Here is a 17,040-nt window from a genome sequence, read left to right as displayed (position 1 = left end):
CTTCTCCTTTTTCATTTCCAATTCCACAGACAAATTTTGTTCCCCCAGCTTCTATTCCACCAATTATCATAAATCCTCCATTATATTTCATAAAATTCTATTTTTTCTACTTTAATGTTATTACCTTCAAGAATTATATTTTCAGCATCTTTTTCTGGATAGATATTTGCTGTAAAAACTTCTTCTCCGTTATTTAGATAAACTTCAATAGATGAAGTATCACTAAAAATACGAATTTCTTTTAATGTATCTAAAACACACTTTCTAATTCCTTTATATCCTCTTCCAGACTTTTCTCTGTCTAATATAAATAATTTATTTTTATATTCATATTTCAAAACAGTCTTATTATTTTCTCCAGCTCTTATATTCAAAATTAAATCTGAATTCAGTTCTTCTAATTTTAAAATTATTTCATAAGTAATTCCTTTTATATTAAATTTTTCTAAATTTACCTTTCCATTAACTTCTAAATTTTCAATTGTAATCTTATTTTTTCTAAGTTTCTGTAGATTAGTGTGTGGTCTTTGATATAATTTATTATTTTCTATTTCTATAATTCTTGGAAGTGTAAGTGAATGTATCCATCCCTCTTCAACACTTGGATGTTCCAGTTCTTCTGGCATTCCCATCCATCCGAACATAATTCTTTCTCCGCCTTTTCCAATAAAAGATTGGGGAGCATAAAATTCAAATCCTCTATCTAATTCAATAAAATTATTTTTTTCTGTCTCTTTTATATTTCTCAAAATATATCCTGATTGATATCTATTGTTATATAATATTCCATTTGCTGTTAATCCTTGAGGTGAGAAAATTAATACTCCTTGTTTATTTACTTCATAATAATCTGGACATTCGCACATATATCCAAATTCTCCTTTTATAATTTCTTGTTCAAATTTCCAAGTAAAAAGATCTTTTGAACTATATAATAATATTGTTCCAGTTAAATTTTCTCTTTGAGCTCCTAAAACAACATAGAATTTTCCATTTTTTCTAAGTAATTTTGGATCTCTAAAATGTCTGGTATATCCTTTTGGAATGTCATTGTTGTGTATCACTGGCCCTAATTTTTTAAAGCTTATTCCATCTTCTGAAACGGCTAAACATTGATAACTTTCTCTTACACCATTATTTTTTACATTTCCAGTATACATCAAATAAAGTTTTCCATCTTTTTCTATTGCACTTCCTGAATAACAACCATCTTTATCAAACCAATCTGTTGGTGCTAATGCTATTGGAAGTTTTTCCCAGTTTATTAAATCTTTGCTTTTTATATGTGCCCAGTTTTTGAAGGTGTGTTCACAGCTTTTAGGATTAAGCTGATAAAATACATGATATTCGCCTTTCCAAAATATAAGACCATTTGGATCATTTACAAGTCCTTTTTCAGCTTCTATATGAAATTTATTTTTCCACATTTATTTTTCCTTTCTTACAAGTATCTTTGTAAAAATCATTCCTACACCCATTCCAACAACTATCATAGCTAAATATCCAAGTAAATTATTTCCTAAATATGCTGGTATTGCAGGAATAAATGTAACTCCCATAACTGAAGGTGCTACTTTAAATATCATTGCAAATATCCCAGCTGCAGCTCCTCCAATCATTCCTGATAAGAATACTTTTGAATTAGTTAATGTAACTCCAAATAATAATGGCTCTGTTATTCCGAAGAAACAAGGAACTATTGATGAGAATTTTAAAGCTCTTTCTTCTCTATTTTTTATAGACATTGTATAAGCAATAGCTGCTCCAGCCTGTCCAGCCATAGAAGCTGTTATTAAAGCATTTAATGGATTTATTCCTTTACTTGCTAAATAACTAGTTTCTACTATCATAAGTGAGTGATGTAATCCTGTAACAGTTAAAGCTTGCTGAACTCCACCAAAAATTGCTCCTCCTATCCCAAAAGGTAATCCTATTATTCCTTGAATTAAACTCATTACCAAATCTTCAATTAATGTGAAAACAGGTCCTATTATAAAGAATGCTCCCAGCATACCAATAATTATTGTTAAGAAAGGTGTAAATACTAAATCAACTACACTTGGCATCCATGATTTTATCCATTTTTCTATATATGATCCAACTATTCCCACTATTAATGCTGGTAATATTGTTCCTTGGAATCCTTCTATACTAAATATCCATAATTTTAATGGGATTGCATTTCCACTGGCAACATCCCAAGCATTTGGTAACATTGGAGCTATTAGCATTAATCCTAATACCATTCCTATTGCTGGAGTTCCACCAAATCTTTTGAAAGCTGACCAAACTACTAGAGCTGGTAAAAATATGAATACAGTATCAGTGACAACTTGTGTCATGGTTAAAATTTCTGGTGAAAACTTCATTCCAAGTTGTAATAAAAATCCTCTTAATCCCATACATAATCCTGTAGCAACTAATACTGGAATTAATGGTATAAATACATCTGCTAAAGCTCTTAAACATTTTTGGAAAGGATTTAAATTAGCATATCCTTCTTGTTTAGCCCCGCTTGTTTTTATATCTCCAATGTTTAAAATATCAAAAACTTTATTAACTTTTCCTGTTCCAATGATTATTTGATGTTGTCCTGATTGATAAAAATATCCACCAATTTCTTTAATAGTTTTTAATCCTTCTGCGTTAACTTTTTCATTATCTTTAGCTACTATTCTTAATCTTGTTGCACAATGCTCCATTACAGATATGTTTTCTTTTCCGCCAATATTCTTTAATATTTCTTCTGCTACATTATTAAAATCCATTTCTTCCTCCAGTTTTAATTTTTTATGGTATCGTTCCCATATAATAAAAGATAATATTTTTTTTAATAAATGTCAATATTTTTTTGAATTTTTTTATATTTTTTATTTTTTGTTTTATTTAAAAACATGTATAAAAAAGAATTTTAATTTTTTTATATATGATGTATAATGAAATTATAAATATGAATTTAAGGAGATTTTTAAATGGAAAAGAAACTTACAATACTTGATATTGCTACACTTTCTGGAGTTGGAAAAAGTACAGTTTCTAGATTTTTTAATAATGGTTATGTTAGTCAAGAAGCAAGAGAAAAAATTCAAAAAGTTATTGAAGAAAACAGTTATGCTCCTAATGTTTTTGCTAGAGGAATAAAAGCTAAGAATAATAAATTTATTGGGATAATTGTACCTTGCTTAGATTCAAACACAACTTCAAATATTCTTATGGCTTTAGATAGTACTTTAAGAGTTGAAGGCTATACTCCTTTAATTATAAATACTAATCATAACATTGAATTAGAAAAGGCAAATCTTGAAAACTTATGGCGTTTAAATGTTGAAGCTATAATAGTTATTGCTACAGAAGTTACACAGCAACATAAAGATTTTATAAAAAGAACTAAAATACCTACTGTTTTTGTAGGACAAATATGTAGTAATGGTTTTTCTATAGTTAATCATGAAAGTGCTGCTGGAAAAAAGATGGGTGATTATATAGGGAAATCTGGATTAAAAAATATTCTATATATTGGAGTAGATGAAAAAGATATAATGGTTGGTAAAAATAGAAGAGATGCTGTCTTTAAGGTGCTAGCTAAATACGATGTGAATATCACCGAGATAAAAAGTGATTTTACCTTTGAAACTACTGAAAAACTTATATTAGAATATTTAAAGAATAACAAACCTGATTGTATCATATCTGCTACAGATAATATGGCATTTGGTGCTATAAAAGCTATTCATTCTTGTGGTTTTAATATCCCAAAAGATATTTCAATAGCTGGATTTGGAGGGTATAAGGTTTCTGAGATTATTTCTCCAAGGTTAACTACTATTAAATTTGACAATGAAAAAACAGGTAAAGAGGCTGCATATAGTATTATAAAATTAATTAATAATATTCCTATTCCTAAAATACAAAAAATTGAATTTGATTTTATTAAAGGAGAAAGTGTGAGCCATTTATCATTTTAAAAATATAACTTTTATTGGATAAAATAGAATATAAAGAAAGACTGAAAGATTTTCAATTTTCTTTCAGTCTTCAAAATAATTTAAAAGTTAATAAGTAATAGATGATAAAAATATAAAAATATTTATATTTTTATAAAATAATTGATTTATAATAGCCTTTTTGTCTGTGGTTATCTTTTACAGCATTTTCCAATGTTATCATAATTTCCATCAGGAGATATACAAACATCGTTTTCATCTAGAATTTTTTTATCGTAATCAATTTGTTCTTTTAATTTAGCAATATAATCTGTTAAAAGAGTAGCTTTTTCAGTGATAATTCTTTTTTGAGTATCATCTGTAGAAGTTTTAAATTCATCACTTTTAATAAAATTATTAAGTCTTTCTAATTTTAATGTTTCTTCCTCATATTCTTTTGTCATATATTTTAGATTTGTTTCAATTCCCATTTTATCCTCCTTAAAAAATTTAAGTTTAAATATTACACTATAATTATATCATTATATACTATTTTAGTCAACTATTGTTTTGATAAAATTTTGGAAAAAATAATAAAGACAGTTGTGTATATGAACTTACAACTGTCTTTATTTTTATATTATTTTTTATTTTTAATATATTCATTAATAGCCTGAGCAGCTTTTTTTCCAGCCCCCATAGCAAGAATTACAGTTGCTGCACCTGAAACAGCATCTCCTCCTGCCAAAACTCCTTCTCTTGAAGTTTTACCATTTTCATCAGCGACAATACATTTCCATTTATTGATGTCAAGTCCTTTGGTAGTAGAAGATATTAATGGATTTGGTGCAGTTCCAAGAGCCATAATAACAGTATCTGTTTCCATAATAAATTCAGAATCAGGTATTTCAATAAAAGAAGCTCTTCCTGAAGAATCAGGTTCTCCAAGTTTTGTGTGAATACATTTCATTCCTATAACATTTCCATTTTCATCAGCAAGAATTTCTTTTGGAAGAGTAAGAGCATCAATTATAATTCCTTCTTCTTTAGCATGATGTACTTCTTCAGCTCTTGCAGGAAAATCTTTTTCACTTCTTCTGTAAACAATGTGAGCTTCTGCTCCAAGTCTTTTTGCAGTTCTTACAGCATCCATTGCAACATTTCCACCACCTATAACAGCTACTTTTTTTCCTGCTTTTACAGGTGTATTATATTCATCAAGATAAGCTTTCATAAGATTTACTCTTGTAAGAAATTCATTGGCAGAAAAGACACCATTAAAATTTTCTCCAGGAATACCCATAAATTTTGGAAGTCCAGCTCCGCTTCCTATAAATACAGCTTCAAATTCTTTTTCATCAAGAAGATTATCTATAGTAAAAGTTTTTCCTACAATTTCATTTGTAGTAAAATGTACACCTAATTTTTTTATGTTTTCAATTTCCTTTTGAACAATTTTCTCTTTAGGAAGTCTGAATTCTGGAATTCCATAAGTAAGAACTCCTCCTGTTTTATGAAGTGCCTCAAAAACAGTGACATCATATCCCATCTTAGCAAGATCTCCTGCAACAGTAAGTCCAGCAGGGCCACTTCCTATAACGGCAACTTTATGATTATTTTTTTCAGGTTTTTCAACTTCAAAATCATGTTCAAGAAGATAATCTCCTACAAATTTTTCAAGTTTTCCTATTGCAACAGGTTCTCCTTTTATTCCTAAAACACATTTTCCTTCACATTGTGTTTCCTGAGGGCAGACTCTTCCACAAACAGCAGGAAGAGAAGTATATTTTGTAAGTATTCTGCCAGCTTCTTTTATATCCCCCTCTTTAATTTTTTGTATAAAAGAAGGAATGTCTATTGAAACAGGACAACCTTTCATACAAAGAGGATTTTTACAGTTAAGACATCTTGCAGCTTCTTTTTGTGCTTCTTCTAAAGTATATCCAAAAGTTACCTCATCAAAATTTGTAGCTCTTATTTTTGGATCTTGTTCTCTTACAGGGACTCTTTTTCCCTTTTCAAGACTTTCAAGGGATGAATTTTCATGTGAACAACACTGACAACCTTTAGCATGGTGAGTGTCTCCTTCTTTCTTTTCAAGGTAAGCTCTTCCCTCTTCTGTTTTATAAATCATCTGTCTTCTCATTGCTTCGTCAAAATTAACAAGATGTCCGTCAAATTCAGGTCCATCAACACAAGCAAATTTTATTTTATTTCCTACAGTAACTCTGCATGCTCCACACATACCTGTTCCATCAACCATAAGAGGATTTAAACTAACTGTAGTTGGAATATTGTATTCTTTTGTTTTCAGAGAAACAAACTTCATCATAATCATAGGACCTATTGCAACAACATGGTCATAATGTTTTTTCTGATTTTTAATAAGTTCGTCTATAAGACCAGTTACCATTCCATGGAATCCATAAGAACCATCGTCTGTGGCAATATAAACATTTCCTGCTTCTTTTTTCATTTCCTCTTCAAGAATAATAAGATTTTTAGTTTTTGCTCCAATAATAACATCAACTTTTATTCCTAGATTATTAAACCATTTAACTTGAGGATAAACAGGGGCAGTTCCCACTCCTCCAGCTACAAAAAGAATTTTTTTATTTTTAAGAGTTTTTATATTTTCGTGAAGAAATTCACTTTCTTGTCCAAGAGGCCCTGCAACATCTTGGAAGAAATCTCCCTCTTCAAGTTTTGCCATATCCTCAGTACTTTTACCTATAACAAAGAAAATAATAGTGACAGTTCCCTCTTTTTTATCATAGTCACATATAGTAAGAGGGATTCTTTCTCCGTGTTCATCTTTTTTTACTATAAGAAATTGTCCTGGTTTTGCTGATTCAGCAAGAGCTCTTGCTTCTATTCTCATAAGGCATATTTTTTCGTTCAGCCATTTTTTTTCTATAATTTTAAACATTTATTTTTCCTCCTAAAAACGGGATTCTCTTTATGAAATATTATATAATAATTTTTTTAAAAATAGAATATAATCAATCAAGAATAATTATATTTCCTGTTGAATTGTATATAAAATCATTATTTTCTGCTTTTAATTTTTCAATAAATTTATCACCAGTACAATGAGAAACTGCAAAAAATTTAATATCATTATCTTTAAAGTATTTAAGTACAGCTTCCATTCTTTTATCATCAGCTTTTGTTAAATGAAGTCCCCCTATGATACCATATATTTTTTTGCCTGTGCGTCTTTTTATATTTTCAACAATATTTGCTATCCCTATATGAGAACATCCACATATTATAATCAATCCATTTTTTGTATTAGCTGCAAGGACAATTTCATCTTCCATATTATCTAAAATATAATTATCATATATTTTTCTAAAATAATAGGTTACAGGAGTTTCAAAATCGTTTGTAGATTTAAAATTTGTAAAAAGAGTAATATTTTTAGAAAACTGAAAAGAATCTTTATTAATAAAATGAATTTTGACATTATGTTCAGCAAGGTACTTTTCATCAAAATTATTTCCTAAAAATTCATGAATAATATTGGTAATTCTATGTTTTTCCTGGAAAAAAGTTTTGTTTACATGGAGAGTGTAATCAGAGGAACAATTTTCAGTAAAAGTTCTAATACCTCCTGTATGATCAAAATGACTATGGCTTAAAACAATATCTTTTATATTTTTTAAATCTATATTCATTTTTTTAGCATTTTCAACAAATTCACCAGTTTTTCCAGTGTCAAAAATAAAACTTTTATCTTCGTCTTCAATTAAAAGAGAAAGTCCAAATTCATTTTTTAATCCACAGCATCCTTCTTTATTTTCTATTAAGGTTGTTATTTTTATACTCATTTTTATACTCCTTAAATAATAATTTATATAACATAAAAATTATATATCATTTTAAAAAATAAGAAAAGAAAAAACAATAAAGAAGCACAAAGAATATTTTTGTGATACAATAGACTTGCAATATAAATAAATTAATGTGTAAATTAGAAAATAAATTAAGGCAAAAGAGGTGCAATATGGAAAAAATAATAGGATTTATAGGAGCAGGAAATATGGGACAAGCTATGGCAGGGGGGATAGTTGCTTCTGGAATAGTTAAACCTGAAAATATAATTTTTTCAGATATATCACAGGAAAATTTGAAAAAAGCCTATAAAAAATATAGAGTAAAGACATCAAATTCTAATATTTTAACAGCTTCAATGGCTGATTTTCTTGTTCTTTCAGTAAAGCCTCATTTTTATGAAACAGTAATAGAAGAGATAAAAGATTATATAAAACCTGAAACAGTTATAATAACAATAGCAGCAGGAATAACATTAGAAAAATTAAAAAAAATGTTTGGAAAAAATATTAAAACCGTTAGAACTATGCCTAATACACCTGCAATGGTTGGAGAAGGAATGACAGCTGTCATTCCTAATGAATTTGTAACAGAAAATGAAATAAAAAAAGTTATGGAAATTTTAAATAGCTTTGGAAAAGCAGAAATAATAGAAGAGAGACTGATTGATTCAGTTATTGCTGTAAGTGGCTCTTCTCCTGCTTATGTATATATGATGATAGAGGCTATGGGAGATGCAGCAGTTGCTGGAGGAATGCCAAGAGAAAAAGCATATAAATTTGCAGCTCAGGCAGTTCTGGGAAGTGCTAAAATGGTTCTTGAAACAGGAATACATCCAGGAGAATTAAAGGATATGGTGTGTTCTCCAGGAGGAACAACTATAGAAGCTGTAGCTGCTCTTGAAGAAAATGGTTTTAGAAGCTCTATAATAAGAGCTATGAAAATATGTGAAGAGAAATCAAAAGAAATGTCAAAATAAATGGAGGTTTCTGTTATGGAAGATGAAGAAATAAAATATAATATAACTGATATTGATAAAAATTTTATTTTTTCTAAATTTTCTAAAAGAAAGCAGGAAAGTAACAAAGGTGATTATGGAAGATTTTTAAATATAAGTGGCTGCAGTGAATATATGGGAGCACCTGTTTTATCATCTCTTGCAGCTATGAGATGTGGAACAGGTTATGTAATACTAGCATCAACGAAAAAAGTTTGTGAAAGTGCAGGAGCAGCAAATTTGACAGAAGCTGTTATGCTTCCTTTAGAGGAAAATTTAAATGGAACAATTTCTGTTCTTGAAATAAATAAAATAAAGGAAAAAATAGAGAAAGTAACAGCAGTAGGACTTGGCAGTGGCTTGGGAGCAACAGTAGATGTTCATAATATTGTGTATGATATTATAAGAAATTCAGGTAAACCTATTGTTTTAGATGCAGATGGACTTAATGCAGTAGCATTGAGAATGGAGATATTTGCAGAAAAGAAAGCTCCGATAATTCTTACCCCACATCTTTTAGAACTTTCAAGACTAGCAGGGAAATCAATTGAAGAGGTAAAAAAAGACAGAATAAATTGTGCTTTAGAAATATGTCAAAAATATAATGTTATTGTTATTGTGAAAGATCACCGAACTCTTATAGTTTGTCCTGATGGAAAAATTTATAGAAATACAACAGGAAATTCAGGAATGGCAAAAGCTGGAAGTGGTGATGTATTGGTTGGTATAATAGGAAGTTTCTTGGCTCAAGGTATGAGTGCAGAAGATTCTGCTTTATGTGGAGTATATATACACGGGCTTGCTGGAGATTATGCAGCAGAAAAATTTTCAGAATATTTTATGCTCCCAAGAGATATTATAACTTCTTTGTCAGATGTTTTTAAAGAGATAGAAAAATATCAGTAAAAATATTTTAATACAGATGATATATTTATAAAATGATAAAAAAGAGGAAAATAAATCCTCTTTTTTTATTTTTACATAAGTTATGATTATAGTGATTTATTTTTTAATAATAAAATTTAAAATGGAACATATCGTTTTAAATTTTATCTAAAAATTTTTAAAAAATATAAAAAATTTTTTTAGATACAAGTAAACCTTAACCCCGTAAAACAAGGGATTACTTGTATGATACAAGTTAAAACCTAGTAAAAATCACTGTTGACAACACTTTTTATACATATTATACTTGTTGTAATAAGAATGATCATTTTTTAAAACCATGGGAGAAAAATATGTTTGAGATTAACAAACAAAGTGATGTACCTTTATACCAACAACTGATACACGAAGTAAAGAAATATGTAGATGCAAGAGTTCTAAAAGAAAATGACAAACTGCCTTCTGAAAGCGAAATATGCAGAGAATACAATCTTAGCAGAACAATTGTAAGAATGGCAATGAATGCTTTAGAAAAAGAAGGTTATATTTATAAACTAAGAGGGAAAGGGAGTTATGTTTCATCTCCTAAAATTTACCAGGATCGTTCAGGATTCAGTAAATTCTATGATGATATGAGAAGCCTTGGAAAAGTACCTGTCTCAAAAATATTATATGTAAAAGTAAAAGAACCTAATGAACATGTAAGAGCAAAAATGAATCTTGCAGAGGGGGATTTGGTTGTTAAACTTGTATGGATAAGATATGGGAATCAGGAGCCTCTTATTTATGAAACTATATATTTCAATTATTCAATGGTACAAGGTATTGAGAATATGGATCTCACAACAAAAAAATTATATGACATACTTGCAGATGAATTTGGAATAAAAGCAATTCAAGGAAAGGAATTATTTTATCCATGTAAAATAGGAGGTTCTGAAGCTAAACATCTTATGCTTGATGAAGGTGAGCTGGGAATGAAAGTTGAAAGAACAGTTTATCATGGAAATAAAATATTAGAGTATACGCAATCAACAGTCAGAGGAGATAGATTTGTTTACATGACAAGCTTTGCAGGATCTCTGAAAAAATAAGAATGGGAGGAAAAAATGACATTTATTACATTTGTATTAATAACAGCTTTAATAGCTTTCATTTCATGGCTTAAAACTAAAGGAGAGGATAACAGTGCTAAAGGATACTTCCTTGCAGGAAGAGGTCTTAGTGCTACAGTAATAGGATTTTCAATGGTACTTACAAGTCTTTCAACAGAACAGCTTGTAGGAGTAAATGCTTCTTCATACATAAGTAACTTTTCAATAATAGCTTGGACAGTTCAGTCAGTTATACCTTTATGTGTGCTTGCATTATTCCTTCTTCCAAGATATTTAAAAGGAGGATTTACAACAATTCCTGAGTTCTTTGAAGAAAGATATGACAGACAAACTAGACAAATTATGTCTTTGCTTTTCTTAGTAGCTTATACATTTGTAATGATTCCTGGTGCATTATATTCGGGAGCGATAGCATTCACTCAGATATTTGATGTTACAGGAATGTTTGGTGTAAGTTTTAATACAGCACTTTGGGGAGTTGTATGGCTTATAGGTATTATTGGAGGAATATATGCAATATTTGGTGGATTAAAAGCAGTTGCTGTATCTGATACATTAAATGGTTTTGCTCTTATAATAGGTGGAGCGATGATACCATTCTTTGCTCTTAAATATTTAGGACAAGGAAGTATGGCAAAGGGTGTTGAAGTAATAACAACAACTCATATTGAAAAATTAACAGCTTGGGGAGCAGCTGCAGATCCTGTGCCTTGGACAACAATATTTACAGGAATTTTAATAGTTAACTTCTTCTATTGGACAACAAACCAAGCAATTATTCAAAGATCTCTTGCAGCTAAGAGTCTTGCTGAAGGACAAAAAGGAATTTTATATGCTGGTGTGTTTTTATTATTCCTTCCAGTATTATTAAATGTTCCTGGACTGATTTCATTCCACATTTTTGGAGATGGATTAAAAAATATAGACCTTGCATATCCAACTCTTGTATCAAAAGTACTTCCTAAACCATTATTAGGGTTCTTTACAGCTTGCTTATTTGGAGCAATTTTAAGTACATTTAACTCATTTATAAATAGTGCTGCAACTTTATTCTGCTATGATATCTACAGACCAATATTTAAAAAAGATATTTCTGATGAAGATTTAATAAAAGTAGCTAAAATAGCAGGAACAGTAATTGCAATAGTTTCTATGATAATAGCTCCATTATTACAATACGGAACAGGTGGATTATTCCTTCTTCTTAAGAGATTTGCAGGATTTTTCAATATTCCTATAGTTGCTCTTGTTGCAGTTGGATTTTTAAACAAAACAGTTTCAGGGAAAGCTGCAAGAATTACAGTTCTTCTTCATGTAATATTATATTTCTCTTTAGTATGGATATTCAAAGTAAAAGTAAACTTTGTTCATGTAATGGGAAGCCTATTTGTATTTGACATAATAGTAATGTTTATACTTGGAAGTGTATTTAAAAGAGAAAAAGAATATGTTCCATCTGCAAAAAATAAATCAAATGTAGATTTAACAGATTGGAAATATGTAAGAGAATTTTCAGCATTACTTGTTTTAGGTTTATGTTATCTATATGCTATTCTTTCTCCATTAGGTCTTGCAGGAGGAAATGGTTTAGGTAAAATAACAATAGTCTTTGCAATATTAACAGCAGTAATTTTAGTTGTTTTAAATATGACAAAGAAAAAAGGAGAAGCAGTAAAATTAGAAACTGCAGAAGTTGAGTAAAAAATAAAAAATTAAATATAAAAATTATTTTGTTACTTTCTCTGAGAAATCAGAGAAAGTAACATTTGTCATTGATTAAGGGGGAAAAATAATGAATAATAATAGTATAGTCTATATATTATTAGATCAAGTAAGATTGGATATGCTTGGAACTTATGGGCATAAAATTGTAAAAACACCTAATATGGATGCTTTAGCTGCAGATGGAGTAAAATTTACAAATGCATTTACTCCAGCTTCTGTATGTGGACCTGCAAGAACATCACTTTTTACAGGACAAATGCCAAGTAATCACGAACTTATGAGAAACAGTGAAAAAGGTGGAGAAGGAGATCCTAAATTGGATAATCCAAATATAATTTCAGGAATGGGTGATTATGCAAATTACTTGATAGGAAAATGGCATGTAGGAAAAACAGTTCTTCCTAGAGATTTTGGATTCAGAGGACACAATTTTGATGGATATGGATATCCAGGAAGCAGAGTTTATAAAAATCTTGTATTTGACCAAGGACCAAAACAAGAACCTAGATATGCTGAATGGCTTAAAGAAAATGGATTTGAAATTCCTGAAGTAAGCAATAGTTATTTTGGAGAAAATCCTCACTTAAGAGTACAGGAACTTTGTGGGCTTCTTAGTGGAACAAGAGAAGCAACTCTTCCTTTCTTTGTAGTATCAGAAGCTAAAAAAGCTGTTATTGAAGCAAAAAAAGAAAATAAACCTTTCTTTATATGGATGAATTTCTGGGGACCTCATACACCATGTGTTATACCAGAACCATACTATTCAATGTATAAGCCAGAAGATGTTAATCTAGATGAAAGTTTTTACAATCCAATGAATGGAAAACCTCTTCATTATAAAGATATAGCAAAAATGTGGGGAGTTTGGGAAGCTCCTGAAGAAAGATGGAAAGAAATAATATGCAAATTCTGGGGATATATTACTCTTATTGATGATGCAATAGGTGAATTTGTAAAATTCCTAAAAGAAGAGGGATTATATGAAAGTCTGTTTATGGCAGTTACTGCTGACCATGGAGATGCAATGGGAGCTCACAGATTAATAGAAAAAGGGGAATTTATGTTTGATACAACTTATAGAATTCCTATGATAGTAAAAGATCCTAAATCATCAAGAAAAGGTGAAGAAGATGACAGCTTCGTATATCTTCATGACTTAACATCTACATGTTATGATGTTGCAGGAAAAGAAATTCCTGAATTTTTTGATGGAGAATCAATGCTTCCTATATTAAGAAAAAATAAAAGAAATGATAGAAAAGGAATTTTAGGACAGCTTGCAGGACATTTTGTATCTTTTGAGCAAAGAATGTGGAGAAGAGATGATTATAAAATTGTATTCAATGCAACAGATGTTGGAGAACTTTATGATGTAAAAAATGATAAAGGAGAAATAAACAATCTTTTCTATAATCCTGAATATGCAGATATAAAGAAAGAAATGCTTGAAGAGCTTTACAATGAAATGGTAAAAATAAAGGATCCACTTGCAAACTGGCTTTATAGAATAATAAATGAAATATAAAAAGCTTGCTAATTTTTTACAGTAATGGTATAGTCTTATAATAAAAGATGTATTATTATGGGAGGATGAAATGCTTTTAGGAAATTCTAAAAGTCCACTTTATTACCAATTAGCTGAAATAATAATTAATGAGATTAAAGAAAAAAATCTTAAAGAAAATGACAGAATATTAACAGAAAGAGAATACTGTGAAAAGTATAATTTGAGCAGAGCAACAGTAAGACAAGCAATTGCTTATCTTGAGAAAAAGGGATATATATATAAAATTCAAGGTTGTGGAACATTTGTTTCCTCAAGAATGATGAAACAGAAACTTCTTAAGTTTTATAGTTTTACAGAAGAAATGAAAAAACAGGGAAAAGTTCCTGAGTCAAAAATCATTTCATTTAGAGAAAAAGAGGCCAATGAAAAAATAGCTAAGGAACTTAACATAGATACAGGAGAAAAGATTTTTGAACTTGTAAGATTAAGGCTGGCTGATGGAGAAGAGGTTATGTATGAAAAGACATATATGCCTTGTAAAAAAATGCCAAATCTTTCAAAAAAAGATTTGCTAAAAAATCCATTATATGATATCCTTGAAAATAGATATAAACTTGTTTTCAGCAAGGCACTTGAAAGGTTTTCTGTGCTGAGTGCAGATAAAAAAACCTCAGAAATATTAAATATTTCTGAAGGAAGTCCATTGATTAAATTACAGAGATGGACATATACTGGAATAGAGATAGTAGAATATACAGTAAGTTCTGTTCGTGGAGACAGATTTGAATTTGAAGTAGAATTAGAAGAAAATTAAAAACCAGACAGATTAGTCTGGTTTTTACAGAAGCTAAAATTGGTACGGACAACATAACAATATTTAAAAATAGAAATATAAGGAGGAGTTATGTCTTACTTTGCAGGAATTGATATTGGGGGAACAAATGTTGAAATAGGTATTTTAAATGAAGCAGGAGATATACTTGGTAAAAAAAGTATTAAGACAAACTCAAAAAATGGAGCAGAAGATACATTCCAAAGAATATGGAATACAACAAAAGAATTAGCAGAAGAACTTAAAATTTCAGAAGATGAAATAGAAGCAATAGGATTGGGAATACCTGGTCCTGTAGTAAATAATTCTGTAGTAAAAATAGCTGCAAATTTTTCATGGAATAACGATTTTCCAGCAAAAGATTTAATGGAAAAAATTTCAGGAAAATTAGTTAAGGTTGGTAATGATGTTAAACTTATAGCTCTTGGAGAAAGTCTTTTTGGAGCAGGAAGAGGATATAAAAACAGTATAACAGTTCCAATCGGGACAGGAATAGCAGCAGGAATTATTGTGAATGGTATGATTCTTGAGGGAGCAGATGGTGCAGCAGGAGAATTTGGTCATGTAGTTGTAAATAAAAATGGATATAAATGTGGATGTGGTCTTACAGGATGTCTTGAAACTTATTGTTCAGCAACAGGAATAGTAAGAGAAGGAAAAAAAAGATTAGAAGAAAATCAGGATAATGAACTTTATAGAAAAATAAATGGAAATATTGATTCTTTAGAAGCAAAAGATATATTTGATCTTGCTAAATCAGGTGATAAATTTTCTATGGAGATAGTTGATTTCTTCTGTGAATATATGGCAGAAGGAATTGGAATGCTTCTTAATATAATTAATCCTGAAATTATTATATTCTCAGGTGGAGTTGCAAAAGCAAGAGGAATACTTCTTGAGGGAGTAAAAAAATATTTACCTAAATATGCATTAGGAATGACAATGGAAAATTTAAAATTTGCTTTCGGAGAATTAGATGAAGAAGCAGGAATAAAAGGAGCAGCAGCTCTTGTAATAAATAAAAAATAATAAATTTAAATAAAAAGGAGAGAAAAATGGATTTTAAAAGTTGCGTAACATGGAAAGAAATAACTCAACAACCAGCTATTTGGAAAGAAGAAGTTGAAATAGTAAGAGAAAATCTTAAAGCTATAGGAGAATTTATTGAAGGTGTAAAAGCTGATAAAGTTAAAGTTATATTTACAGGAGCAGGTTCTTCTGAATTTGTTGGTAATACACTTTGCTCTTATGTAAACAGTAAAATAGATATAGATGTATTATCAGTTCCAACAACTGATATAGTATCTATGCCTGAACAGTATTTAGAAGCAGACACAGCTACAATTCTTGTATCTTGTGCAAGATCAGGAAACTCTCCTGAAAGTGTTGCTGCAGTAGAACTTGCAGATAAATTAGTAAAAAATATTCATCATATTTTTATAACTTGTAATGCAGAAGGAAAATTAGCTCAAATATCTAAATCAGGAAATAATAAGTATCTATTATTAATGCCTGAAAAAACAAATGACAAAGGATTTGCGATGACAGGAAGTTTCTCTTCAATGGTTGTTGCAGGAGTTCTAGTTCTTTTAAGAAAAGATTTTGAAGGAATGGCTGCAAGAGTAGAATATGTAGCAGATTTAGTAAACAGAAATATAGAAAAAATTCTTACAGATGCAGAAACAGTTGCAGCTTTAGATATAGAAAGAATAGTATATCTTGGAGATGGAGCAGCTAAAGGTCTTGCTGAAGAAATGTCTCTTAAAGTTCTTGAACTTACAGGTGGAAAGTTAGCATCTTTCTATAATACATTCTTAGGATTCAGACATGGACCTAAATCAATAGTTAATGATAAAACAGCTATTGTATGTATGATGTCAAATAATAAACATACAAGAATTTATGAACTTGATTTACTAAAAGAATTTAAAAATGAAGGTGGAAAGAAAAAGATTATTGTTTTAGATACAATAAATGATGAAGAAGTAAAAGCTAATGCAGATTATTACTTTACTTTTGCTGATGAAAAACTTGGAGAAATAGAAGATGTATTTGCAGATCTTTCTTACTTAGTGTGTGGACAATTAATTTCACTTGTAAAATCAGCAAGCTTAGGAATAAATCCTGATAATCCTTGCCCTACAGGAGAAGTAAACAGAGTAGTTAAAGGTGTAATTATACACGAATACAACAAATAATAAATAAAAAAATTTAAATAT

14 protein-coding genes are annotated in these 17,040 nt (G+C 29.5%); 9 read left to right on the top strand and 5 right to left on the bottom strand.

Annotated elements, in window-relative coordinates:
• Positions 1–80 precede the first annotated feature (80 nt).
• On the bottom strand, positions 81–1,427 hold the full coding sequence (locus tag I6E17_RS09285; protein WP_235236956.1) for a glycoside hydrolase family 32 protein: 1,347 nt from the start codon (positions 1,425–1,427) through the stop codon (positions 81–83).
• The gene (locus I6E17_RS09280) at positions 1,428–2,768 is read right to left on the bottom strand and encodes a PTS transporter subunit EIIC (protein WP_235236954.1); all 1,341 of its coding nucleotides are present in this window, start codon (positions 2,766–2,768) and stop codon (positions 1,428–1,430) included.
• 204 nt (positions 2,769–2,972) lie between these two features.
• On the opposite strand from I6E17_RS09280, the gene I6E17_RS09275 reads away from it, so the two are divergent.
• A complete protein-coding gene (locus I6E17_RS09275; RefSeq protein ID WP_235236952.1) occupies positions 2,973–3,965 on the top strand; it encodes a LacI family DNA-binding transcriptional regulator in 993 nt (330 codons plus the stop codon).
• A gap of 170 nt (positions 3,966–4,135) precedes the next feature.
• Here the strand turns inward: I6E17_RS09275 and I6E17_RS09270 are convergent, their stop codons facing one another.
• From I6E17_RS09270 to I6E17_RS09260, 3 genes are all read right to left on the bottom strand, one after another.
• A complete protein-coding gene (locus I6E17_RS09270; RefSeq protein ID WP_235236950.1) occupies positions 4,136–4,414 on the bottom strand; it encodes a hypothetical protein in 279 nt (92 codons plus the stop codon).
• Between the two features lie 149 nt (positions 4,415–4,563).
• The gene (locus tag I6E17_RS09265; protein ID WP_235236948.1) at positions 4,564–6,852 is read right to left on the bottom strand and encodes a bifunctional dihydroorotate dehydrogenase B NAD binding subunit/NADPH-dependent glutamate synthase; all 2,289 of its coding nucleotides are present in this window, start codon (positions 6,850–6,852) and stop codon (positions 4,564–4,566) included.
• 73 nt (positions 6,853–6,925) lie between these two features.
• Positions 6,926–7,756, bottom strand: a complete 831-nt coding sequence (locus tag I6E17_RS09260; RefSeq protein WP_235236947.1) for an MBL fold metallo-hydrolase — start codon at positions 7,754–7,756, stop codon at positions 6,926–6,928.
• 176 nt (positions 7,757–7,932) lie between these two features.
• Here I6E17_RS09260 and proC point away from each other — a divergent pair, with 176 nt between their 5' ends.
• From proC to I6E17_RS09220, 8 genes are all read left to right on the top strand, one after another.
• On the top strand, positions 7,933–8,739 hold the full coding sequence (gene proC / locus I6E17_RS09255) for a pyrroline-5-carboxylate reductase (protein WP_235236946.1): 807 nt from the start codon (positions 7,933–7,935) through the stop codon (positions 8,737–8,739).
• A gap of 15 nt (positions 8,740–8,754) precedes the next feature.
• Positions 8,755–9,663, top strand: coding sequence for an NAD(P)H-hydrate dehydratase (locus I6E17_RS09250; RefSeq protein WP_235236945.1), 909 nt, complete (start codon positions 8,755–8,757; stop codon positions 9,661–9,663).
• 332 nt (positions 9,664–9,995) lie between these two features.
• Positions 9,996–10,736, top strand: coding sequence for a GntR family transcriptional regulator (locus tag I6E17_RS09245; RefSeq protein ID WP_235236944.1), 741 nt, complete (start codon positions 9,996–9,998; stop codon positions 10,734–10,736).
• Between the two features lie 15 nt (positions 10,737–10,751).
• On the top strand, positions 10,752–12,458 hold the full coding sequence (locus I6E17_RS09240; protein ID WP_235236943.1) for a solute:sodium symporter family transporter: 1,707 nt from the start codon (positions 10,752–10,754) through the stop codon (positions 12,456–12,458).
• 91 nt (positions 12,459–12,549) lie between these two features.
• The gene (locus tag I6E17_RS09235; protein WP_235236942.1) at positions 12,550–14,007 is read left to right on the top strand and encodes a sulfatase-like hydrolase/transferase; all 1,458 of its coding nucleotides are present in this window, start codon (positions 12,550–12,552) and stop codon (positions 14,005–14,007) included.
• 70 nt (positions 14,008–14,077) lie between these two features.
• Positions 14,078–14,803, top strand: coding sequence for a GntR family transcriptional regulator (locus tag I6E17_RS09230; protein WP_235236941.1), 726 nt, complete (start codon positions 14,078–14,080; stop codon positions 14,801–14,803).
• 90 nt (positions 14,804–14,893) lie between these two features.
• Complete coding sequence (locus I6E17_RS09225; RefSeq protein ID WP_235236940.1) at positions 14,894–15,850, top strand: ROK family protein; 957 nt, start codon at positions 14,894–14,896, stop codon at positions 15,848–15,850.
• Positions 15,851–15,876: 26 nt separating this feature from the next.
• Positions 15,877–17,019, top strand: a complete 1,143-nt coding sequence (locus I6E17_RS09220; RefSeq protein ID WP_235236938.1) for an SIS domain-containing protein — start codon at positions 15,877–15,879, stop codon at positions 17,017–17,019.
• The last annotated feature ends 21 nt before the right edge of the window (positions 17,020–17,040 follow it).

The organism is Fusobacterium perfoetens (assembly GCF_021531595.1).
Taxonomy (GTDB): Bacteria; Fusobacteriota; Fusobacteriia; order Fusobacteriales; family Fusobacteriaceae; genus Fusobacterium_B.
This window is presented reverse-complemented; position numbering and strand designations above follow the sequence as displayed.